At 55.1% G+C, this 22,005-nt stretch carries 19 protein-coding genes; 17 read left to right on the top strand and 2 right to left on the bottom strand.

The window, feature by feature from the left end:
• Positions 1-100: 100 nt before the first annotated feature.
• A complete protein-coding gene (gene pyrC, locus ACJJI5_RS18715) occupies positions 101-1,132 on the bottom strand; it encodes a dihydroorotase (protein WP_445354916.1) in 1,032 nt (343 codons plus the stop codon).
• 319 nt (positions 1,133-1,451) lie between these two features.
• On the opposite strand from pyrC, the gene ACJJI5_RS18710 reads away from it, so the two are divergent.
• From ACJJI5_RS18710 to ACJJI5_RS18665, 10 genes are all read left to right on the top strand, one after another.
• Positions 1,452-2,672, top strand: coding sequence for an argininosuccinate synthase (locus tag ACJJI5_RS18710; protein WP_445354915.1), 1,221 nt, complete (start codon positions 1,452-1,454; stop codon positions 2,670-2,672).
• A gap of 155 nt (positions 2,673-2,827) precedes the next feature.
• A complete protein-coding gene (gene ccoN, locus ACJJI5_RS18705) occupies positions 2,828-4,282 on the top strand; it encodes a cytochrome-c oxidase, cbb3-type subunit I (protein ID WP_413664700.1) in 1,455 nt (484 codons plus the stop codon).
• An 11-nt stretch (positions 4,283-4,293) separates the two neighbouring features.
• The gene (gene ccoO, locus ACJJI5_RS18700) at positions 4,294-4,911 is read left to right on the top strand and encodes a cytochrome-c oxidase, cbb3-type subunit II (RefSeq protein WP_413664701.1); all 618 of its coding nucleotides are present in this window, start codon (positions 4,294-4,296) and stop codon (positions 4,909-4,911) included.
• 18 nt (positions 4,912-4,929) lie between these two features.
• Positions 4,930-5,163, top strand: a complete 234-nt coding sequence (locus ACJJI5_RS18695) for a cbb3-type cytochrome oxidase subunit 3 (RefSeq protein ID WP_413664702.1) — start codon at positions 4,930-4,932, stop codon at positions 5,161-5,163.
• The gene (gene ccoP / locus ACJJI5_RS18690; protein ID WP_444906137.1) at positions 5,163-6,071 is read left to right on the top strand and encodes a cytochrome-c oxidase, cbb3-type subunit III; all 909 of its coding nucleotides are present in this window, start codon (positions 5,163-5,165) and stop codon (positions 6,069-6,071) included. Before ACJJI5_RS18695 ends, ccoP begins: the two co-directional genes overlap by 1 nt.
• Before the next feature lie 139 nt (positions 6,072-6,210).
• The gene (ccoG, locus tag ACJJI5_RS18685) at positions 6,211-7,629 is read left to right on the top strand and encodes a cytochrome c oxidase accessory protein CcoG (RefSeq protein ID WP_413664704.1); all 1,419 of its coding nucleotides are present in this window, start codon (positions 6,211-6,213) and stop codon (positions 7,627-7,629) included.
• Positions 7,630-7,714: 85 nt separating this feature from the next.
• Positions 7,715-8,239, top strand: coding sequence for a FixH family protein (locus tag ACJJI5_RS18680; RefSeq protein WP_413664705.1), 525 nt, complete (start codon positions 7,715-7,717; stop codon positions 8,237-8,239).
• Positions 8,236-10,668: a heavy metal translocating P-type ATPase gene (locus ACJJI5_RS18675; RefSeq protein ID WP_445354914.1), complete on the top strand. Its 2,433-nt coding sequence runs from the start codon at positions 8,236-8,238 to the stop codon at positions 10,666-10,668. The genes ACJJI5_RS18680 and ACJJI5_RS18675 overlap by 4 nt, the downstream gene beginning before the upstream one ends.
• 34 nt (positions 10,669-10,702) lie before the next feature.
• Complete coding sequence (gene ccoS / locus ACJJI5_RS18670; protein WP_445354913.1) at positions 10,703-10,888, top strand: cbb3-type cytochrome oxidase assembly protein CcoS; 186 nt, start codon at positions 10,703-10,705, stop codon at positions 10,886-10,888.
• The gene (locus tag ACJJI5_RS18665; protein WP_444932469.1) at positions 10,889-11,638 is read left to right on the top strand and encodes a sulfite exporter TauE/SafE family protein; all 750 of its coding nucleotides are present in this window, start codon (positions 10,889-10,891) and stop codon (positions 11,636-11,638) included.
• 27 nt (positions 11,639-11,665) lie between these two features.
• Here the strand turns inward: ACJJI5_RS18665 and nadC are convergent, their stop codons facing one another.
• On the bottom strand, positions 11,666-12,520 hold the full coding sequence (gene nadC, locus ACJJI5_RS18660) for a carboxylating nicotinate-nucleotide diphosphorylase (RefSeq protein ID WP_444894889.1): 855 nt from the start codon (positions 12,518-12,520) through the stop codon (positions 11,666-11,668).
• A 429-nt stretch (positions 12,521-12,949) separates the two neighbouring features.
• On the opposite strand from nadC, the gene ACJJI5_RS18655 reads away from it, so the two are divergent.
• From ACJJI5_RS18655 to ACJJI5_RS18625, 7 genes are all read left to right on the top strand, one after another.
• Positions 12,950-15,352 (top strand): DUF1631 domain-containing protein, encoded by a 2,403-nt coding sequence (locus ACJJI5_RS18655; protein WP_444894888.1) that lies wholly within the window; start codon positions 12,950-12,952, stop codon positions 15,350-15,352.
• 190 nt (positions 15,353-15,542) lie between these two features.
• Entirely contained in the window at positions 15,543-16,100 is a 558-nt protein-coding gene (ampD, locus tag ACJJI5_RS18650) for a 1,6-anhydro-N-acetylmuramyl-L-alanine amidase AmpD (RefSeq protein WP_413664710.1), read from the top strand.
• 89 nt (positions 16,101-16,189) lie between these two features.
• A complete protein-coding gene (gene ampE, locus ACJJI5_RS18645) occupies positions 16,190-17,065 on the top strand; it encodes a regulatory signaling modulator protein AmpE (RefSeq protein WP_444894887.1) in 876 nt (291 codons plus the stop codon).
• Positions 17,066-17,303: 238 nt separating this feature from the next.
• Complete coding sequence (locus ACJJI5_RS18640; RefSeq protein ID WP_445354912.1) at positions 17,304-18,731, top strand: aldehyde dehydrogenase family protein; 1,428 nt, start codon at positions 17,304-17,306, stop codon at positions 18,729-18,731.
• 113 nt (positions 18,732-18,844) lie between these two features.
• Positions 18,845-19,831, top strand: a complete 987-nt coding sequence (locus tag ACJJI5_RS18635) for a threonine ammonia-lyase (RefSeq protein WP_444894885.1) — start codon at positions 18,845-18,847, stop codon at positions 19,829-19,831.
• 15 nt (positions 19,832-19,846) lie between these two features.
• Complete coding sequence (locus tag ACJJI5_RS18630; protein ID WP_413664714.1) at positions 19,847-20,419, top strand: YbhB/YbcL family Raf kinase inhibitor-like protein; 573 nt, start codon at positions 19,847-19,849, stop codon at positions 20,417-20,419.
• 71 nt (positions 20,420-20,490) lie between these two features.
• Positions 20,491-21,864: an AmpG family muropeptide MFS transporter gene (locus ACJJI5_RS18625; protein ID WP_445354911.1), complete on the top strand. Its 1,374-nt coding sequence runs from the start codon at positions 20,491-20,493 to the stop codon at positions 21,862-21,864.
• Positions 21,865-22,005: the final 141 nt, after the last annotated feature.

Genomic DNA, 22,005 nt, shown 5'->3' with positions numbered 1-22,005 from the left:
CAGCAGCATTTGGCGCTGGTGGGGCAGGGTATTGTATTCGAATTGCGGCGCCTGCCGGGAGTGTTCTCCCCGCAGGCGCTGTAATCAGGGCATTCGCCGATTACGCAAGTTGCCAGTTTAAGGTTTCACCGGCTGCGAGGGGAATCAGATTTTCACCACCCATATCCAGTTTTTCCGGCAGGGTCCAGGGGCTCTTGACCAGGGTGATGGTGCCCTCGTTGCGCGGCAGCTCGTAGAAGTCGGGACCGAACTCACTGGCAAAGCCTTCCAGCTTGTCCAGTTTGCCCGCGCGCTCGAATACTTCTGCGTATAGCTCTATAGCGGAGTAGGCGGTATAGCAACCGGCGCAACCACAGGAGTGTTCTTTCTTGTGGTGGGCGTGGGGGGCTGAATCGGTACCGAGGAAAAACTTCGGGTTACCGCTGGTGGCCGCTTCGATCAGTGCATTTTGATGGTAGCCGCGCTTGAGGATTGGCAGGCAGTAAAAATGCGGCTGGATACCACCAACCAGCATATGGTTGCGGTTGTACAGCAGGTGGTGTGCGGTAATGGTTGCGGCAACGCCTTCGCGGGCGCCTTGTACAAACTCTACTGCTTGGGCGGTGGTGATATGTTCAAACACCACTTTCAGTGTGGGGAAATCATCTACCAGGCGGGACAGGGTTTTCTCGATAAAAGCCTGCTCGCGGTCGAAGATATCGATATCGCTGGTGGTCACTTCACCGTGTACCAACAGCTTCATACCGCAGGCCTGCATCTCTTCCAGGGCCGGGTAGATGTTGGCGATATCGGTAACGCCGGAATCGGAGTTGGTGGTCGCGCCCGCTGGGTACAGTTTGGCAGCGATAACACCGGCTTCATGAGCCTTGCGAATAACGGCAGCGTCGGTCTTGTCGGTGAGGTAGATTACCATCAAGGGTTCGAAGTTGGTGTCGGCGGGAACATTGGCGTCAATACGTTCCTTATAAGCCACTGCACTTTCGGCATCGGTCACAGGGGGTACCAGGTTGGGCATTACAATCACGCGGCGGAATTGTTTTGCAGCATCGGGCACGGTGCGCCCGAGAGCGGCGCCGTCGCGCAGGTGAATGTGCCAGTCGTCGGGGGCGCGAAGGGTAATTTGCTCCGTCATGGTACTCCGTAAAGCTTCTTAGCGTAGTGAGTCGTTGTGCGGCGCGAATGCTACCCGAAGCTGTACAAAATTGCGATGCACGAAAAGGTTAAAAATCAATCAATTGTGCTTACTCGCGCCTTGGCGCTAGTCGATCGCGAGCTTAGGCGCTACAATCGCGCCCCGACAAAGAGTGTGGGTATTGTTGTGCCCGCAATTTACCGATCCTGGGCATATCTCCAAGAATAACTCCCCCAGACCGACACTAGTTTCGCGTAGTGGCATTCCCCGTCTCCGCGTTTTTGTCGCGGCGACGTATTTCCGGCAGCAGAGGACAGCAATGAGCAAAATCGAAAAGGTGGTACTGGCATACTCCGGTGGATTGGATACGTCAGTAATCGTGCGATGGTTGCAGGATACTTATAACTGCGAAGTGGTGACTTTCACCGCTGATATCGGCCAGGGTGAAGAGGTGGAACCGGCCCGTGCCAAGGCCGAGGCCCTCGGGGTTAAAGAGATTTATATCGACGATCTGCGCGAAGAGTATGTGCGCGATTTCGTTTTCCCGATGTTCCGCGCCAATGCGATTTATGAAGGGGAGTACCTGCTGGGTACCTCTATTGCGCGCCCGCTGATTGCCAAGCGCCTGATTGAGATTGCCAACGAGACTGGCGCCGATGCCATTTCCCACGGTGCTACCGGTAAAGGTAATGACCAGGTGCGCTTCGAACTGGGCGCCTACGCGCTGAAGCCGGGCATCCAGGTAATCGCTCCCTGGCGCGAGTGGGACCTGAACTCCCGCGAAAAGCTGATGCAGTACTGCGAGCAGCACAATATTCCGGTGGACTTCTCTTCCAGCAAGAAGAAATCCCCTTACTCGATGGATGCCAACCTGCTGCACATCTCTTACGAGGGCGGCAACCTCGAAGATCCCTGGGCGGAAGCCGAAGAGGATATGTGGCGCTGGAGTGTGAGCCCCGAGGCGGCTCCGGAAGAACCCACCTACATTACTTTGGGTTTTGAGAAGGGCGATCCCGTTTCTATCGACGGTGAGCGCTTAAGCCCTGCTACTTTGCTTGAGAAGCTGAATAAGTTGGGCGGAGCCAACGGTATCGGTCGTCTGGATATCGTGGAAAACCGCTACGTGGGAATGAAGTCCCGCGGCTGCTACGAAACACCGGGCGGCACCATTTTGATGAAGGCGCACCGCGCCATTGAGTCCATTACCCTGGATCGCGAAGTTGCGCACATGAAGGATTCCCTGATGCCGCGCTACGCCGAGCTGGTTTACAACGGTTACTGGTGGTCCCCGGAGCGCCGCATGCTGCAGGCTGCGATCGATGAGTCCCAGGATGTGGTTAACGGCGAAGTTCGCCTGAAACTGTACAAAGGCAGCGTGAGTGCTGTGGGCCGTCGCTCTGCGGACAGCCTCTTCGATGAGCGTATCGCTACCTTCGAAGACGATGCTGGCGCTTACGACCAGAAGGATGCGGAGGGCTTTATCAAGCTCAACGCCCTGCGTCTGCGCATTGCCGCAGGTAAAGGAAGAAAATTGATTTAGTTGATTTAGATCAGCAATCACCGGGCAAGGATGCGCTTAAATCCTTATCCGGCCAATAGTAACCACAGTGCCTCACACATTGTGGTTACACACCTTCTGTGGTGGGCCAGTCCCGCACAGTGGAACCGAATCTTAAAAGCAACGGAAGTAAAAACATGACGACAACGGTGGCAAAGACCGGCCCTGTGCCGGACTATGACTACAATATCGTGCGCCAGTTCACCATCATGTCCGTGGTCTGGGGCATTTTTGGTATGGGCATGGGCGTATTGATCGCAGCCCAGCTAGCCTGGCCTGAACTCAACGACTTTTGGCAGCCCTTCTCGCACTTCGGGCGCTTGAGGCCCCTGCACACCAACGCGGTAATTTTCGCCTTTGGTGGTAGTGTTCTCTTTGCCACTTCTTACTATGTGGTACAGCGTACCTGTCAGGTCCGCCTTTGGGGTGGCTGGCTGATCCCCTTCACCTTCTGGGGATGGCAGGCCGTTATCGTCGCCGCGGCAATTACCTTGCCGATGGGCTTCACTTCCACCAAGGAATACGCTGAGCTCGAGTGGCCTATCGATATCCTGATTGCCCTGGTTTGGGTTGCTTACGCGCTGGTGTTCTTCGGCACCATCATGAAGCGTAAGACTTCTCACATCTACGTGGCGAACTGGTTCTTCGGTGCTTACATCGTAACTATTGCTGTTCTCCATATCGTTAATAACCTGGAGATTCCTGTTGGCCCGTTCAAGTCCTACTCTATCTATTCGGGCACTAAGGACGCAATGATCCAGTGGTGGTATGGCCACAACGCAGTAGGGTTCTTCCTGACTGCAGCCTTCCTCGGCATCATGTACTACTTCGTACCTAAGCAAGCTGGTCGTCCGGTTTATTCCTACCAGCTGTCTATCGTTCACTTCTGGGCACTGATCTCCCTGTACGTATGGGCTGGTGGTCACCACTTGCACTACTCAGCGCTGCCCGACTGGGCTCAGAGCCTGGCGATGGTTATGTCCCTGATTCTGCTGGCACCTTCCTGGGGCGGTATGATCAACGGCATCATGACCCTGTCCGGCGCATGGCATAAGCTGCGCACCGACCCGACCCTGCGCTTCCTGGTGGTATCCCTGTCCTTCTACGGTATGTCTACCTTCGAAGGTCCGATGATGTCCATTAAGACTGTAAACGCTCTGTCTCACAACACTGACTGGACCGTTGGCCACGTACACTCCGGCGCTTTGGGCTGGGTTGCGATGATCTCTATCGGTGCTCTGTATCACCTGGTTCCGGTTCTGTGGAAACGCCGCGAAATGTACAGCTCCAAGCTGATCAACGCGCACTTCTGGCTGGCCACTGTAGGTACTGTTCTGTACATCGCCGCTATGTGGGTTAACGGTATTACCCAGGGCCTGATGTGGCGTGCATTTAACGCCGACGGCACCCTGACTTACAGCTTCGTAGAGAGTGTTGTAGCCAGCCATCCGGGCTATGTAGTTCGCTGGTTGGGCGGCGCCATGTTCCTGGTGGGTATGCTGCTGATGGCTTACAACGTTTACCGCACGATTACCGAGAAGGTAAACGATGCCGAAGCCGATAACACCGTTCGAGCAGTGCCTGCGGCATAGGAGTTTAGATCGTGAAGAATCATGACCTCGTAGAAAAAAACATCGGCTGGATGATCTTTTTCACCATTATCGCCATCAGTTTCGGCGCCCTGGTTGAGATCGTTCCGCAGTTCTTTACCAAGGATAACTACACGCCGCTGCCGGGGCAGAAGCCGCTGACAGCAATGGAGCTGGAAGGTCGCGATATCTACATTCGCGAAGGCTGCCACGTTTGCCACACTCAGATGATTCGTCCTCTGCGTGCGGAAGTTGAGCGTTACGGCCACTACTCCATGGCTCAGGAATCCATTTACGAGCACCCCTTCCTGTGGGGCTCCAAGCGTACCGGTCCAGACCTGGCGCGCGTAGGTGGACGCTACTCTGATGAATGGCAGCGCGCGCACTTGTACAACCCGCGCAGCGTTGTGCCTGAGTCAATCATGCCTGCTTACCCCTGGTTGTTCGACAATGTGGTAACTGGCGAATACACCGCACGTAAGATGGAAGCGCTGCGCTTCGTCGGTGTGCCCTACACCGATGACGACATCGCCAACGCCGCTGAGCCTTTCAAAGGTGGCAAGGTCAAGGAAATTGACGCGCTGGTCGCTTACTTGCAACAGCTGGGTACCCTGGTTACCCAAAAACGCTAATAGCGAGGAAGGAAACTCGTGACTATTGAAACTTTGCGGGAAATCGGTCTGGTTCTGGGCTCTGTGGCTTTTCTGGCTATCTGCTGGTGGGCCTTCTCTCCGAAGCGCAAGAAGCGCTTCGAAGAAGATGCCAATTTGCCATTTGCCGATGAAGAGCGACAAGCCGACAAGGACAAGTCGGCCGCTCAGCAGGACGAATCCAATTCCGGGGATAAACCCGGAGCCAATCGAAAACAGGGGCAGGATAAGTAATGAGTACATTCTGGAGTGTGTGGGTAATTGTGCTCACCCTCGCCAATCTGGCGTTGATTACCTGGGTGCTGTTCGCCAACCGAAAGGTGGCAGTGGATGACCAGGCTGAACCGGAAAACAAAACCACAGGCCACGTTTACGATGGCATCGAGGAATACGACAACCCGCTGCCCAAGTGGTGGTTCATGTTGTTCATTGCCACCCTGGTGTTCTCTGCGGGATATCTGGTGGTTTACCCGGGTCTGGGTAACTTCAAAGGTGTCGGCAACTGGACTTCTGTCGGTGCATTGGAAGCTTCCCAGGCCAAGGCTCAGGAGCGATTCCACGAGACCTTCGGTAAGTACGAAAATATGCCGATCGAGCAGATTGCGCAGAGCCCCGAAGCCCTCAAGATGGGTTCCCGGATCTTCGCTAACAACTGTGCGGTATGTCACGGTGCAGATGCCGGCGGTAACTTTGGCTTCCCGAACCTGACCGATAACGCCTGGCTGTACGGCGGCACCCCGGAGAAAATCCTGGAAACCCTGTACAACGGTCGTCAGGGCATGATGCCTCCTCAGGGTCCGGTGATCGGTGAAGAAGGTGTTAGAAATGCGACAGAGTATGTTCTCTCCCTGAACGGCCTGGAGCACGACACCGCCATGGCCGCCGAAGGTCAGAAGGTATTCAACACCGTGTGTATGGCTTGTCACGGTATGGATGCCAAAGGCAACCAAATGCTGGGTGCGCCGAACCTGACCGACGACATCTGGTTATACGGTAGCAATCGCGAACAGATCCAACACACTATTCGCGGTGGCCGTACAAATATGATGCCCGCGCAAAAAGATAAACTGCGTGAAGACAAAATCCGCCTCGTAGCGGCCTATGTCTACAGCCTGTCCCAGCAGGAAGAAGAAAAGCAGTAATTAACTATTGAGGCCCGGCATTTGCTGGGCCTTGTTTTATCAAGGGACTCCGGGCGCTGCAGGGACGGAGAAAAAAGCCTCAACATAAGGGGCTACCTGGCCCACGTACAAGATGTGCCCGTGCGAGAGTGAGGTTTGTGTGAGTGATTTAATTCCAACCCGTGAGGAACAGGAAGGTGATGGCGAAGTTCGCTATCGCATGCTGTATGAGTCGGAAGACAAAGTCTACATCCGACATATCAAGGGTGTTTTCACCCGTGTTCGCAAATATACCGGCCTGCCTTTGCTGCTGGCTTTCTTCTTCCTACCCTGGATCAATATCGACGGGCGCCAGTCGGTCTTCTTTGATCTCCCCACCCGCCAATTCCATATTTTCTGGACTACTTTCGGCCCCCAGGACGGCTTCCTTCTAGGTTGGCTGCTGATCATTGCCGCCTTCGCGCTGTTTGCGGTCACCACTTTACTGGGCCGGGTGTGGTGTGGCTTCACCTGTCCGCAGACCGTCTGGACCATGATGTTTATCTGGGCAGAAAGGGTTTGTGAAGGCGATCGCAACAAGCGAATGAAGCTCGATAAGGCCCCCTGGAACCTGGAAAAGGTTCTGCGCAAGGGTGGCACACACACCATTTGGCTGTTGATCTCGCTGGCAACTGCACTGGCCTTTGTGGGTTATTTCTACGGTGTGCGCGAGCTGGTGGTGGATCTGGCGACGTTTAACGCGCACCCGCAGGGTGTTTTCTGGGTCGCTTTCTTCACTTTTGCCACCTATATGAACGCCGGCTTCCTGCGTGAGCAGGTGTGTAAATACATGTGCCCCTATGCCCGTTTCCAGTCGGTGATGTACGACGAGGATACGCTGGCGGTTTACTACGATGCCAAGCGGGGTGAGACCCGTGGTCCGCGCAAAAAGAACGTGGACTACAAAGCGGAAGGTATGGGCGACTGTATCGACTGCTACTGGTGTGTTCAGGTGTGTCCGGTGGATATCGATATCCGCGACGGCATGCAGTACGAATGTATCAACTGTGGCCTCTGTGTCGATGCGTGTAACAGCGTGATGGACAAGATGGGCTATGAGCAGGGCTTGATTCGCTTCACCTCTGAGGACGAATTGCAGGGTGGAAAGACCCGCTTCCTGCGCCCGCGCCTATTTGGCTACGCGTTGATACTGGTTGCGATGACCGGCCTGTTTGCACAGCAAGTGATGACTCGAAGCCCTATCGAGGCAGAAATCACTCGCGACCGCGGTGCTCGTATGTTCCGTGAGTCCCAGGGACAGGTGCAAAACGTCTACACGGTAAAAATCAACAATATGGATCAGGCTCCCCACGAATTCACCATCAAGGTGGAAGGTAAGCCTGAATACGATTACTCCATTCGCAAGCCGAAGACGATTTACCTGGTGCCTGGAGAGATGTTCTCCGTCCCCATTCGGGTAAGCGTTCCCAGAGACCAGCTGAAAGATACCAAGCACGATATCGAGATTGTTGTCCAAGCAGTCGACAATCCTGAGCTGGTTGATAAGCACCGAACGGTGTTTATTGGTCCAAAGCAGTAGACGGGACGCCAATCCCGTTGCAAAGTACGGGCCCGCCCAGGCGGGCTCGACTTTTGTGCACAAACGGTAACTTTTTGGTAACGCGATGAATGAATCAACCCCAAAACCCTGGTACCGGGAACCTTGGGCGTGGATGGTACTGGCCCCACTGATTACAGTGGTGGTTGTCTCCACAATTACAGTCTCGATAGCGGTGCGCTTCGCTGACGATAAAGTCAGTGATACTTACTACAAAGACAGCCGCATGTATCACTTCAGCGCCGAGCAGGACTTGCGCGCGAAAGAGCTGGGTCTGGCCGCTTTGGTCCAGTTTCAGCCTTCTGAAAAATCGGTTGTCGTGGAGCTGAATGGCGACCTCGACTACCCCAAGGCCCTACTGCTCACATTGAGCCACCCGGTGGAGTCTGACCTGGATAAGCATATCGAGCTCTCCCAGCTCTCCGTGGGCCGCTACCAGGGCACTTTGCCTGAAGGCGTTGGGAATCGCTGGTATCTGCGCTTGATGCCGGAACTCGATCCCGATGCGCATCAGGACGCCAACTGGCGCCTGAAAGGTGAAATCAACTTCGATCTCGGCAATGCCGCGCCACTGAACGCAGTAACTCAATGACTTCGTCTTCCTCCTCCTGTTATCACTGCGGACTTCCAGTCCCTCCCGGCAGCAACCACTCGGTGGTTATCGACGGGGCCGCCCGGGATATGTGTTGTCCAGGCTGTGAGGCGGTAGCCAGCGCTATCGTTTCCGGTGGTCTGGATGGCTTTTATCGCTTCCGGGAGAAGGAGAGTGACAGGCCGGAGGAAGCTCAACCCCAGGACCGCTGGGCGGCATACGATTTGCCGGAAGTGCAGCAGCAGTTTGTTCACGATTGGGATAACGGCAACAAGATTGCCTCGCTGTTGATTAGCGGTATTACCTGTGCGGCCTGTGTGTGGTTGATAGAAAAGCACCTGGGGCAGTTGGACGGGATTGAGAAGGTCTCTGTCAACGCCAGTACTCAGCGTGCCCAGATTGGTTTTAATCCCGACAAGATCAAACCCAGTGAGCTGTTTGGCGAACTGGAAAGGATTGGCTACCGGCCGGCCCCGGCTACTGCGGCCAACCAGGAAAGTGTGATCCAGAGCGAACACCGCGCCGCCCTGCGCCGCCTGGGTGTCGCCGGACTCGGCACCATGCAGGTGATGATGTTTGCCATCGCCCTGTATTTTGGTGCTGCAGCGGAAGAGGGCGTCGGCGAGTTTGAGCGCTACTTCCGCTGGGTTTCCCTGCTGGTAGCAACGCCAGTGGTTTTCTACGCGGCGCGCCCATTTTTCAGTGCCGCTTTGCGCAGTCTGCGCGCCCGACACCTGAGTATGGATGTGCCGGTGTCCCTGGCGATTGGTATGGCCTATGTCGCCAGCTTTTACGCCACGGTATTCGGCACCGGTGAGGTGTACTTCGAATCTATCTCCATGTTCACCTTCTTCCTGTTGTTGGGGCGGACGGTGGAAATGCGCGCCCGCCATCGGGCGGGCTTAGCCAGCGGTGGTTTGGCCCAGTTGTTGCCGATGACGGCGGCCAAATACCAAGGGGGCGATATTGTCCATGTACCGGTGGCCGCATTGGCCGCTGGGGATAAAGTCTTATTGCGTCCAGGAGACACTATCCCCGCCGATGGGGAGGTGCTGGAGGGCGTAAGTGGTGTGGATGAATCCCTGCTCAGCGGTGAATCGGCACTGCAACAGAAGTCTGCAGGCAGTCCGGTTTATGCCGGTAGTGTCAACGGCGATTCCACCCTGACTATTCGAATTACGGCAGCGGGGCAGTCGACTCGCCTGTCCGCTATTGAGCGCCTGGTAGAGCGGGCGCAATTAGATAAACCCAACCAAGTGGCCCTGGCAGACCGGGTTGCGGGTATTTTTGTCGGTGTCGTTTTATTCGCGGCACTAGCGGCGTTTGTTGTCTGGTGGCAAATCGATCCCAGTCGCGCTTTTTGGGTGTCCCTGTCTGTGCTGGTGGTGACTTGCCCCTGTGCACTGTCGCTGGCAACCCCTGCTGCCCTGGCCTCCGCCACCCTGCGTTTACAGCAGTTGGGACTTCTTGTGGCTGGAGGCAGCCTACTGGAAACGCTGCCGCGTATCGGCCGGGTGCTGTTCGACAAGACCGGTACCCTGACACGCGGTGAACCGAGAATCCTGCATATTGATTTGCTGCGGGCCAACTGGACTGAGCAGCGGGTTAAGGACGTTGCCGCTGCCCTGGAATCCCAGACCAATCACCCCCTGGCCAGGGCCTTCCGCGCCTGGCGTGGCAATCTCATCGCCACTGATCTGAAAGTCCATACCGGAGCCGGCCTGGAAGGGCGGATTGAGGGGGACAGCTACCGGCTGGGTAAGGCAAGCTTTGTTTCCAGTGAGGAAATTTCCACGCCCGAAGGGGAGGGGCAGTGGTTGCTGCTCGGCGACTCACTGGGCCCTATTGCCTGGATCGCGTTGGGGGATAAGTTACGGGATTCGGCAACCACCGCTGTTGAGGGTTTGACTGAGCAAGGTCTTTCAGTGGAACTGCTCAGTGGTGACCAGTCTGCGGAAGTTGAGCGACTGGCGGGGCGAGCGGGTATCAGCAACTACCGCGCCGGAGCCTCGCCAGAGGACAAGCTCAGCCATATGAAGCAGCTGCAAAGCGATGGTGAGAAGGTGTTAATGGTGGGGGATGGCATCAATGATGTGCCAGTGCTCTCTGGTGCCGATGCCTCTGTGGCGATGATGTCTGCGGCAGATCTGGCCCAGTCCCGCGCCGATGCCATTTTGCTGAACGGAGATCTCGAAGTGCTGCCCAAAGCTATAGAGCTGGCGCACAAGTGCCGCCGAATTGTGCGGCAAAATCTGGCATGGGCTCTGGGCTACAACGTGATTGCCCTGCCACTGGCATTTTGCGGTCTGGTGCCGCCCTGGGCTGCGGCAATCGGTATGTCCCTGAGTTCTCTGATCGTAGTGCTAAATGCGTTGCGTCTGTCCCGTGGACAGGAAGTCGACGAAAACCCTGTGAGCGCCGCGGCTTAATCCCGTGCTCACAGAAAGAGAGGAGGTGTAACTGATGGAAAGTCTGTATTTCCTGATTCCCATTGCGGTGATTTTGGTTGGCTTTGCGGTGAAGCTCTTTTTCTGGGCCGTGAATAACGGACAGTACGATGACCTGGAAACGGAAGGTCGTCGCATTTTGTTTGATGACGATGATGTTCAGCAGGACATATCTGACGCGGAAAGGAAGCAGGAGAAGTAAGTGGGGGACTGGGGTTTTTTAGCGGCGGCACTAGCTATCGGTTTTTTGGGTAGCAGTCACTGCATCGGTATGTGTGGGGGAATCTCCGGAGCGCTGGGTATGGCGGTACCGGGGAAAAAGACTGCTTGGGTGCAGCTGGGCTCTTACCAATTGGGTCGCCTGGGTAGCTATGCGCTGATGGGAGCGCTCGCCGGTGCCCTCGGTGCGGCGATACTGCCGGCACTAACTCCGCTGCGATTTGCTGCCGGGATCATGTTGATCCTGATGGCGCTGTACATCGGCGGTATCTGGCAGGGATTGGCTTGGATTGAAAAAGGGGGCCGCTACCTTTGGCGCTATGTGCAGCCACTATCGGCCAAATTATTACCGGTTCGCTCTGCGGGGCAGGCATTGGCACTGGGCTCCCTGTGGGGCTGGTTGCCCTGTGGTTTGGTTTATAGCGCGCTGACTTTCGCCCTGGCCCAGGGCAGTGCTGAGCGGTCTGCCCTGGCGATGTTTGCTTTTGGTTTGGGCACCGTGCCCGCCATGCTGGCTACTGGTGCTGCGGCGGCACAGGTGCGTGGCATAGTGCAAAAGCCGGGGGTTCGCTATGGTTTCGCCGCAGCGATTTTGCTGTTTGGTATCTGGACCATTTGGGGGGCTATGGGCCACGGTGGACACGGAGACCACGCCAACCACGGGCAGATGAGCGGGATGGAAGCTCCCGCAGAAGACACGGAAGAGCAGGGACACCATCATCACCATCACTAAGCGCAGTGATGATGGGTCCTGTGGGCGCTAGAGATCGATTCGCAGGGATAGGTCGATAGCGCGCAGGTGCTTGGTCAGGCTACCAGAAGAGATATAGTCCACTTCCAGTTCGGCTAACTGGGCGATGCGATCCCGGTCGACACTGCCGGAAAGCTCAATTTTGGCTTTGCCTTTGGCCAGTTTCAGGGCCGTTCTAGTGTCTTCATCATTGAATTCGTCGAGCATAATCACGTCCACACCGACGGCGAGCGCCTGCTCCAGCTCTTCAATATTTTCCACTTCGACTTCAATCAAGGCTTCCGGCTTGATCACTCGCGCTTGGGCGACGGCGTGTTCAATGCCTCCGGCGGCGAAGATATGGTTCTCTTTGATCAGAAAGGCGTCGTAAAGACCGATGCGGTGATTGTGGCAGCCACCGCAAAGTACGGCGTACTTCTGTGCGCTGCGCAGACCGGGAATGGTCTTGCGGGTGTCGAGAATCTTCACCTCAGTGCCTTCAGCTCGCGCGGCGAACTCCGCAGCGGTTGTGGCAGTGCCGGATAAGGTTTGCAGGAAATTCAGTGCGGCGCGCTCGCCGGTGAGGATGGCGCGGGCATTGCCTTCCAGCTCAAAAATAACGGCATTGGCGCTGATGCGGTCGCCGTCCTCGAAGTGCCAGGTGAGGACGAGCTCCGGGTCCAGGGCGTGGAATACAGCCTCTACCCAGGCGCGACCACTCAGAGTGCAATCTTCGCGGGTGATTACCCGAGCCCGCGCATTGCGGTCCTCTGGGATCAGCTGGGCGGTGATATCGCCACTACCAATATCTTCTTCCAGGGCCACCTGAACTGCGCGTTGCAGGTCGGCAGTGATATTGGGAATAGCCGTGTCTTGTGGTCGCATTGGGAAACCTCGAAATTAACGCCGACGCAGTTTACCAAAACACTCGGGGTTTTGATTGCTCAACTCAATCACCGGCAAGTAGCAGTTGGCTCGACGAATAGCTGTGATAGGTGTCTCAAATATGTCGCGGAACTGTGTAAAACAGCCCAGAAACGCTAGTAGAATGCCAAAGAGCTAGGTTTGATCGCAATCTGAACTGTTCTCGGACAGGGCTGGGAATCGTTGCCCCTTCGCGTTCAAAACTTGAGTGAAATCAAGAGCTTCGGCAGATTTTTCACAGATGATCGCGCCCGGAGATCGGCGGTTTGGAGATCCGATTTACGGGGGTGCAAGTCCCCGTAGTCGCTTGGAAAGCCACTTTTCCACTCACCAATTTTGCTATTAGCCACAGCGTTTTAAGTCGGACGGTATTCGAAGGACCTCTTGGAAATGAGTGAATCCAGCAAGGTAGTTTCCCTCTCAGAGAAAAGTGGAGCGCGCAATATTTCTGCATCTGGTAAGCCCGCTGTTCTGCCCGCCGCAGTAACAATGCTGAAAGAAAAAGCGACGGATCAGTTACTGGAGCGAATTAAAGCACTGTTTGGCAAAGTGGATGATTCGTTGTTTGCCATGGCTGAGCGAGCCCACGGCCAGGAGGAACAGGATGGGCTTTTCCAGGCCTTGCGACTGTTGCGCGTTGAGCGGCGTAATATTGCTGAGCACTTTGTCCAGAATATCTCTCACGCTTTCCTGGTTCGCCAGGAAGAAAAGGCTGAAAGCAATTTCGCTTCCGATAATTTATCGCTAGTTCACAATGATGACCTAGAGCAATTGGTCGCTGCTGATACCATGGTGGCCACGGCTAAGCGCGATTTTGCCGAGCCCCTCACTGCATTGTGCATGAGGCTCGATACGCTCTATGCGGTCAAAGTCTATGACAAGAACAACCCCTTGGGCCCTGATGTCATTTGTGATGCCTTTGTAGACTCGATTCAAGAACTGAATCTCCATATTCGTGCCCGCCTTACTCTGCTGAAGAAGTTCGAGCAGATGGTCATGTTGCAGCTGCGCGACTTCTACGAATTCTGTAATCAACTGCTCATAGAGCAGGGCGTGCTGCCATCGCTACAGGAGCAGCAGCGTGCAGCTAGGCAGGTACCTGCTTACAACAGTACTTCCAATTCCCCTGGTGTTCCCAGTGTACCCATTGGGGGGGGGAGTAGTGTGGTGGCCGGCAACCCATCGACGCAAGGTGGCGTAGCAACTACGGGACACTTTCCCCCTGGGTTAGTGTCCGCTGCAACCGGTGTTACTCCTATGCCTGCAGGGGATCTGCTTTCCCACTTGGGCGCGCTGCAAAGTGGCAGCCACTATCAAGGTGGAAGTGCGGTACAGCTTTTGAATGTGGGCGAATTGCTTCAGCAGCGCTTGGTGGATTCCAACCAGGCCGCTTCGCTGGCAAAAGTCGATAGCGATGTGATCAAGCTGGTAGAGATGTTGTTTTCCTTTATCCTGGAGGACCGCAGCCTTGCCACCCAAATCAAATCACTTCTGGGTCGCCTGCAACTGCCGCTGTTGAAAGTAGCCATTGCAGACAAGTCATTTTTTAGTAAAGGCGGCCACCCTGCGCGCAAATTGCTGAACGAGTTGGCCGATGCCGCTACCGGATGGCAGGCGGGGGATAACTACGAATCCGATCCCCTGTACAAAGAGATATCCGAAATTGTTGAGCGCGTGCTTAATGAGTTTGATCGGGATATCAATATCTTTGCCGTTTTGCTGGAATCCCTGCGCGAATTTATCGTCCGCGAGCGCAAGCGTGCCGAGATGTTGGAGCGCCGCGTTGTCGATGAGGCGGATGGTCGGGCTAAAACCCAAGCTGCCCGCGCACGGGTTGCCGCAGTCATGGATGCCTTGGTTGCAGAGCGGGATCTGCCACAGGTGGTACAGGATTGGTTGAACAAAGTTTGGAACAACGTGCTGTTCCTGACCTGTGTTAAAGAGGGAACAGAGAGCGACGCCTGGAACCGCGACGTGCGCACAGCGAGAGATCTCGTGTGGAGTGTGCAGGCCCCAATGCCGGATTCCCGCAAACAGTTATTGAGCTTACTGCCTGTTTTGCAGGAGAGATTGCGCGAGGGAATTGAGGCGCTTTCCTATAACGCTTTCGAAGCGCGTACCCTTTTCACCGGCCTCAAAGAAGTTTATCGCGAGCGCTTTGCCCTGGCCCAGCAACTGGCGGAGCAGCGTGAACGTGAAGTGGCAGAGCAGGTTGCCCGCGAAGTGCGCGCAGCGAAATCTGCTGAGCCTGCGCCTGTTGTTGCTGATAATGTTGCTGACAAGCCTGTTGCCCCTATCGTGGAGCAGGAAACTGCTGCTGATGCCGGACCCGCTGATGTTACTGAAGCTACGGTTGATGAAATTGCAGTGACTGAAGCGGTTATTGCAGAAGTCGTGGTTACCCAGGAAGTGGCTGTGCCGCAGATGGAAGAGCTTGAGCAGGCAGTTGCCGACGCAGAGGTGGCTGCACCGGAGCAGGATGGACTGGCCCCCCTTGACGAAGATGATCCCCACTGGCAGATGACCTTCCGCCTGGCACAGGGCAGTTGGTTCGAGCTGAAGCGCTCTGAGGACGAGCAGTTCCGTTGTCGTCTGGCGGCGGTAATTCGCGATATCGACCAGTTTATCTTCGTTAATCGCAATGGCGCCAAAGTCGCTGAATTTGCCCGACTAGAGCTGGCCCATGCGCTGCGTTCGGCACAACTGCTGCCGCTGGATGACGGCATGTTGTTTGAGCGGGCGCTGCAGTCCGTAATTGGCAATGTGCGCAAGAAGCGCAGTGAGCAGCGCTAATTTTCAGGAATTTAACGAGCGGACGTTGAGTATTTAGCAGGGATACTCAGTGGCCAGTGGTTTTCCGCAAGTTATGTCGCGATACTGCTCCGATCAGATTGGCATATCGATCAACGCTTCCATAGAATGGTAACTGCTGAAGCCTCGGTCGATACCGGGGCTATCAATAGGTTGCAGCGGAGATCGCAGATTGAAATATCAAGTGGAGTCTGGCTGGTTGGCGGGCGCGCGCCGGGTTCCGAGTCCTCATTGCAATAGCCGCCCGGAAGACTGTGCGGTGGATCTATTGGTGATTCACAGTATCAGCTTGCCGCCCGGACAGTATGGCGGCCCCTACATCGATGCCTTTTTCCTGGGGCAGTTGGATATCGATGCGCACCCCTATTTTGCCGATATTGCTGCGTTACAGGTGTCTGCGCATATTTTGATCGACCGCGATGGCCTGGTAACTCAATACGTGCCCCTTGATCGGCGTGCCTGGCACGCGGGCAAGTCCGAGTTTAAAGGTCGCACTAATTGCAATGATTTTTCCATTGGTATTGAGCTGGAAGGTTTGGATACCGATATTTACACCGACTCCCAATATCACGCACTTGCCGAGGTGAGTGCTGCGATTATGCAAGCTTACCCCGCTATTGATATCGATAGAATTGCCAGTCATTCGGATATTGCTCCCGGAAGGAAATTGGACCCGGGTCCGGGGTTTGACTGGGAGCGCTACCTCAACAAGCTGAAAGAAATCGTCTGATACCCAGTAGCGGACCTTAAAAGTGGGAAGGGTTTCTGTAACAGGAGCCGCAGCACGATTTTGATAACTGAAACAGTCTCGGATTATTTATGACTCTGTTAATTGTTCTGATCACCGTTGCCCTGGTGCAAATCTGGGGCTCAGGGGCTCCGTTACATCGCGATGGTTGGTTCAGTCGCTGGAGTCAGTACTTACAGGCGTTGCCCAGCATTAATGGCAATAGCGGCCTGCTGCTTGGTGTCACTATCCTGGTTCCAGTATTGATTTCTGCAATTGTGATGACGCTGGCAGAGGGCGCTGCGGGTGGTCTGGGCTACCTGCTGTTGGGGGTGCCACTGCTGCTCTATTGTCTCGGTCGCGGCAACTTCAACGATATCGTCGCAAATTACCTGCGCCACTGGTATAGCGGAGACCTGGAAGGTGCCACCAAAGCGGCGGCGCCCATTTTGCGCGAGTTACACGAAGCGCCCTCCGATGACACTTGTCTGCATGAACAGGTATTTCGCGGCGCTGCCTACTGCGCCTTTGAGAGACTCTTCGCTGTGCTGTTCTGGTTTATTTTGCTGGGTATTCCCGGGGCAGTACTCTTCCGCTTGAGTGCTTTGTACGCAGAAAATACTCGGGGCTCCTCCGATGAGGCGACGGCGGCGCGTTGGTTGTGGTTGCTGGAATGGCTGCCGGTCCGTGTGATGGGGCTGAGCTTTGCCATTGTGGGTAACTTTGCCGGTTGTTACCGCGCCTGGCGCCGGGTGTTGATGTGTCGTGAGAGCCATACCGATCAGGTTCTCGAGGCTTACCTGGAAGGAGCTCTCGGCGGTATTGACGCCAGTGAGTGCAGTGGTGGTTCCGATCTGTCTCAGATGCAGCGCCAAAGTGGTGCGGAGATTGAAGGGCTGCAAGCGCTGCTATCCAGAACCTTGCTACTGTGGATCACTGGTTTGGCCCTTCTGGTTCTGTTTATCTAAGGAGCCTCTGAATAATCCCACAATGCCTGTACCATCGCCCCAGAGATACTTTTGTCTGCTGGGGCGATTGTTGAATTTGTCGCCATTTTCAAAATTTTCTCTCCTTCCTATCTTGACTTATCCCCCCCTTCCTACGAAATTGCGCGCCCCAGCGGCCGGACTTCGGTGCTTTGCCATATCAATAAAGCGAAGCTAGTCATTGCCTGCGACGGCTTATACTCATTGGAGGAAGTAGGGTTTGGAAGTTTCGGTATTGGAACCGCAAATGTTGTCAGATCTGGCTAGGGCAAACGATTGGAACGCAGCCACATTAGTGGCGGGCTTGCGAACCTATTTTCGCAGCGGCAGCACCACTGAATTGAGTTGGCGGCGCAAGCAACTGTCTCAGCTGCGCAAGATGATCTCCGAGAACGAGGCACATTTTGTCCAAGCCCTTCACGATGATTTGCGCAAAGCTCCCCAGGAAAGCTACCTCACTGAAATTTCATTTCTCTACAACGATATCGATCACACCCTGAAGTCCCTGAAGAAATGGGTGCGCCCGCGCAAGGTCCAATCGCCGATGATGACCCAGCCGGCCAAGAGCTATGTGCAACCGGAGCCGTTGGGTGTAGTGCTGATTATCGGTGCCTGGAATTATCCGCTGCAATTATTGTTATCGCCGCTGGTACCGGCGATTGCCGCCGGCAATTGCGCGGTGGTAAAGCCCTCTGAGTTATCCCCCGCAACCTCCCGGTTAATCGCAGAATTGTTACCGCGTTACCTCGACAACGATGCCTTTGCGTGTGTCGAAGGTGGTGTGGCGGAAACCACGGCGCTGCTGGAGCAGCGCTGGGACCATATTATGTACACCGGCGGTGGCCGGGTCGGCAAAATCATAATGAGTGCGGCGGCTAAATACCTGACTCCGGTAACCCTGGAACTCGGCGGAAAGAGCCCTTGTATTGTTGCCGACGATGCCAACTTGGAAGTGGCTGCACGGCGAATTGCCTGGGGTAAATTTACCAATGCGGGGCAGACTTGTATCGCTCCGGATTATGTTCTCTGTAGTCGGCGGACAGCCGATCGGTTCACCCCCATGTTGCAGCGGGTGCTCTGGGAAATGTATGGGGAGCATCCGCGAGAATCTGCCGACTATGGGCGCATTGTTAACAGCCAGCACACCCTTCGCCTGTCGGATTACCTGGGGGATGGAGAGGTGGTATTTGGCGGTGAAGTCGATGTGGACGACTGCTATATGGCGCCCACCATAATGCGCAACGTCAATCTCTCTGCGGGAGTTATGCAGGAGGAGATCTTTGGTCCGATACTCCCCATTATTGAACTGGATGATTTCTCCAAAGCGGAGGAGTTTGTCAATGAGCGAGAGAAGCCCCTGGCCCTGTATGTATTTACCCAGGATGAAGTATTGGCGGATCGGATTCTATCCCGTTGCAGCTCCGGCAACGCCTGTGTGAATGACTGTATGATGTTTATGCTGGCCCAGGACCTGCCTTTTGGAGGCGTCGGTGCCAGCGGTATGGGGTCCTACCATGGAGAGCATGGCTTCCGCACTTTCAGTCATTACAAGGCCGTAATGCGGCGCAGAAATATCCTCGATATCGATATACGATATGCACCCTTCAACGACAGGAAAATGAAATTCCTGCGTATGCTCAGCAAATAATTCCTTATCGACAGGCACGGTTTTCCACTGTGCCTGCTCCGTAGAACACTGGATGTTATCGGCGGTGGATAAGCTGGATTATTCCCATGTAGTCGAAAAGGATACACAGTGTTATGCCCCTGGATCGCAACGAGATACCTGCCAGTGAGGATGTATTTAGTGCCGCACAAAATATTGCAGGCATGGTACACGAGACCCCTCTGCTCAGCTCTCGGCAGCTGAACGAGCTGACGGGCGCCAATTTGTGGTTTAAGTGTGAGCACTTGCAGAAAGTGGGTGCCTTTAAAGCGCGGGGCGCGGCTAATGCGCTTTCGCTGCTCCCAGACGGGGTCGAGGAAGTTGCCACCCATTCGTCCGGTAATCACGGTGCGGCGCTCGCCTGGGCAGCAGCCCAGCGGGGATTGGCCTGCACGGTGGTGATGCCTGAAACGGCTCCCAAGACGAAACGCATGGCGGTTGAGGGGTACGGTGCCAAAGTGGTGACTTCGGGCCCCAGCCTGGCTGATCGCGAATCCACTTTGGCAAAGGTACTTGAGGAAACCGGTGCGCACGAAGTCCCGCCCTATGACGATAAGCGCATTATTGCAGGGCAGGGCACTGTAGCCATGGAAGTGCTCAAGCAGAGTCGCGAGCAGGGCTTTGCTCCAGACGTTATTGTGGCGCCAGTGGGAGGCGGTGGACTTTTGTCCGGCGTGGGATTGGCTATGGCTGCGCTTGCCCCCGATATCCTGGTAATTGGTGCGGAACCTGCCGGAGCGGATGATGCCCAGCGTTCACTGCGCGGTGGCGTTCATATCACCACACAACAACCCGATACGATCGCCGATGGTCTGCGCACAACATTGGGCGGCAAAAATTACGCCGTTATTGAGCGCACGGTGCGGGATATTGTGACAGTCAGCGAAGCTGGTATCGTCAATGCGATGCGGCTATTGTGGACACGAACCAAACAGCTGGTAGAACCGTCGGCTGCGGTGGGTCTCGCTGCGATCATTGAGCACAGCGCGCGCTTTCGCAATAAGAATGTCGTGGTTGTTCTGACCGGCGGAAATATGGATCTGGACAAAGTGGGCCCACTGCTGTCCAGTGAAGAAAACTAAAAGGGGAACTGGGATATGAGCCATTTATTGAAAAAGGGCGGCCGGGGTTTGGCCGGGCTGCTTTGTGCTGCTGCGCTGTCGCTGACTGGAACCAACGCGATTGCTGAGAAGCTGACACTGTCATCCAGCTCCCTACAAGCTGGAAAGAAAATGCCCATGGCTCATGTTTATGGCAGCTGCGGCGGTGAGAACCTGTCTCCCCAATTGAGTTGGAGTGGGGCACCGGAGGGCACAAAGAGTTTTGCTATTACCGCTTACGATCCCGACGCGCCCACCGGCAGTGGTTGGTGGCACTGGGTGGTATTTAATATCCCAGTGGATACGACCAATCTTCCGGAAGGGGCCGGTGACCTGAAAAACGGCCTGATTCCAGAAGCAGTGCAGGGGCGCAATGACTATGGTAATTCCGGTTACGGTGGCGCCTGCCCGCCCAAGGGGCACGGGGATCATCGCTATCGTTTTCGTGTCTATGCCTTGAAAGTGGAATCCCTGCCGCTGGATGAAAACACTTCTCCTGCTAAAGTTGGCTTCAATATCAATGCCAATAAGTTGGCCGAAGCGGAGCTGGAAGTTTTGTGGGGCCACTGAGTAAATAAATCAATCTAATCCCGCTGCACGGTGATCGCTGTTGTAGCGGCTCAGGCTCTGGAGGCCCGCGCTTGACCAACTTACAAAAACAAATGACATGGGGGCAAGCGCTGGCCGCTTATTTGAAGCCCCGTGTACTCACCATGTTTTTCCTCGGCTTTTCCGCCGGCCTCCCATTACTGCTGGTTTTCTCTACTTTGACTGCCTGGCTGCGGGACTACGGTGTCAGCCGTACCGCCATCGGGTTTTTTGCCTGGGTGGGGATCACCTTTTCGATCAAGGTTCTCTGGGCCCCTATTGTCGATCAGCTGCGTCTGCCTTTTTTCACGGACAAATTGGGCAAGCGACGGGGCTGGATGCTGGTATCCCAAATCGGGATAGCGATTGGCCTGATAGGTATGGCCAGTGTAAATCCCCAGCTCTCCCTGATGCACGTAGCCCTACTGGCCCTGTGGGTCGCTTTCTGTTCGGCCTCTCAAGATGTGGCGATTGATGCCTATCGAATTGAGGCCATGGATGACGACTATCAGGGCGCTATGGCTGCCAATTATGTATTTGGCTATCGGGTGGCAATGTTGATAGCCGGAGCGGGCGCCCTGTTTATTGCGGATATCTTTAGCTGGTCCGGTGCTTATCTTGCGATGGCTGGATTGATGGGCGTGGGCCTGATTACCACCCTGATTATTGCCGAGCCCGATCACAGCAAGGTAAACAAAGAAGCCGATGAGCTGCAAAGCGAGTGGGCCCAGCGCCTGTTGGGCAAGGGGGAGCATGGTCGCCTGAAGCAGTGGTTTATTCGCGCCGTGGCCTGCCCCTTTATCGAGTTTTTTCAGCGCAATGGCCGCTTTGCAATCATTCTGTTGTTGTTTATCGGTATCTTCCGTTTAAGTGATATTGCGATGGGGGTGATGGCCAATCCCTTCTATTTGGATCTGGGCTTTACCAAAACGGAAATCGCTGAAATCAGTAAGCTGTTTGGCTTCTTCTGTACCATTATCGGTTCCTTTCTAGGCGGGCTGTTAGTGGTGCGATACGGTGTTGTGCGTCCGCTGATACTGGGTTCGGTTATGGTCGCCTGCACCAACCTGTTATTTGCCCAACTCGCTGTGATCGGTCCCGATAAAGCCTGGTTGGCGCTGGTAATTAGTGCGGACAACATCAGTGGAGGAATTGCCAATGCGATACTGATCGCGTTTCTCTCCAGTCTTGCCAATAAAGCTTATACCGCCACTCAATATGCTTTGTTTAGCTCCCTGATGACCTTGCCGGGGAAATTTATTAGTGGTTTTTCCGGCATAGTGGTGGATGCTCAGGGTTATGCCTACTTCTTTATTTATGCGGCGCTTATGGGAATACCAGCCATTCTGCTGTCCATTTATTTTTGGCGCCGCGAGCAGCGCGACTGGCCGGGAGAAGAGGTTCAGTCGGGAGCGGGCACTACATAAGGTTTACAGGGATGCTATTTCCTCTCTAAGAGTACATCCCGAATTCAGCTCTTTTCTAAATCCCTATGTCATATCAAAACTCTTCGCCGGGCATTCTGCCCGGCTTGTGTCTATGGTGGTTGTAAAGGTAAAACCCACCCC

It is taken from the genome of Microbulbifer maximicatervae (SeqCode) (genome assembly GCF_052467955.1).
Note: the sequence above shows the minus strand (reverse complement) of the source record. Positions and strands in the feature narration are given on the sequence as shown.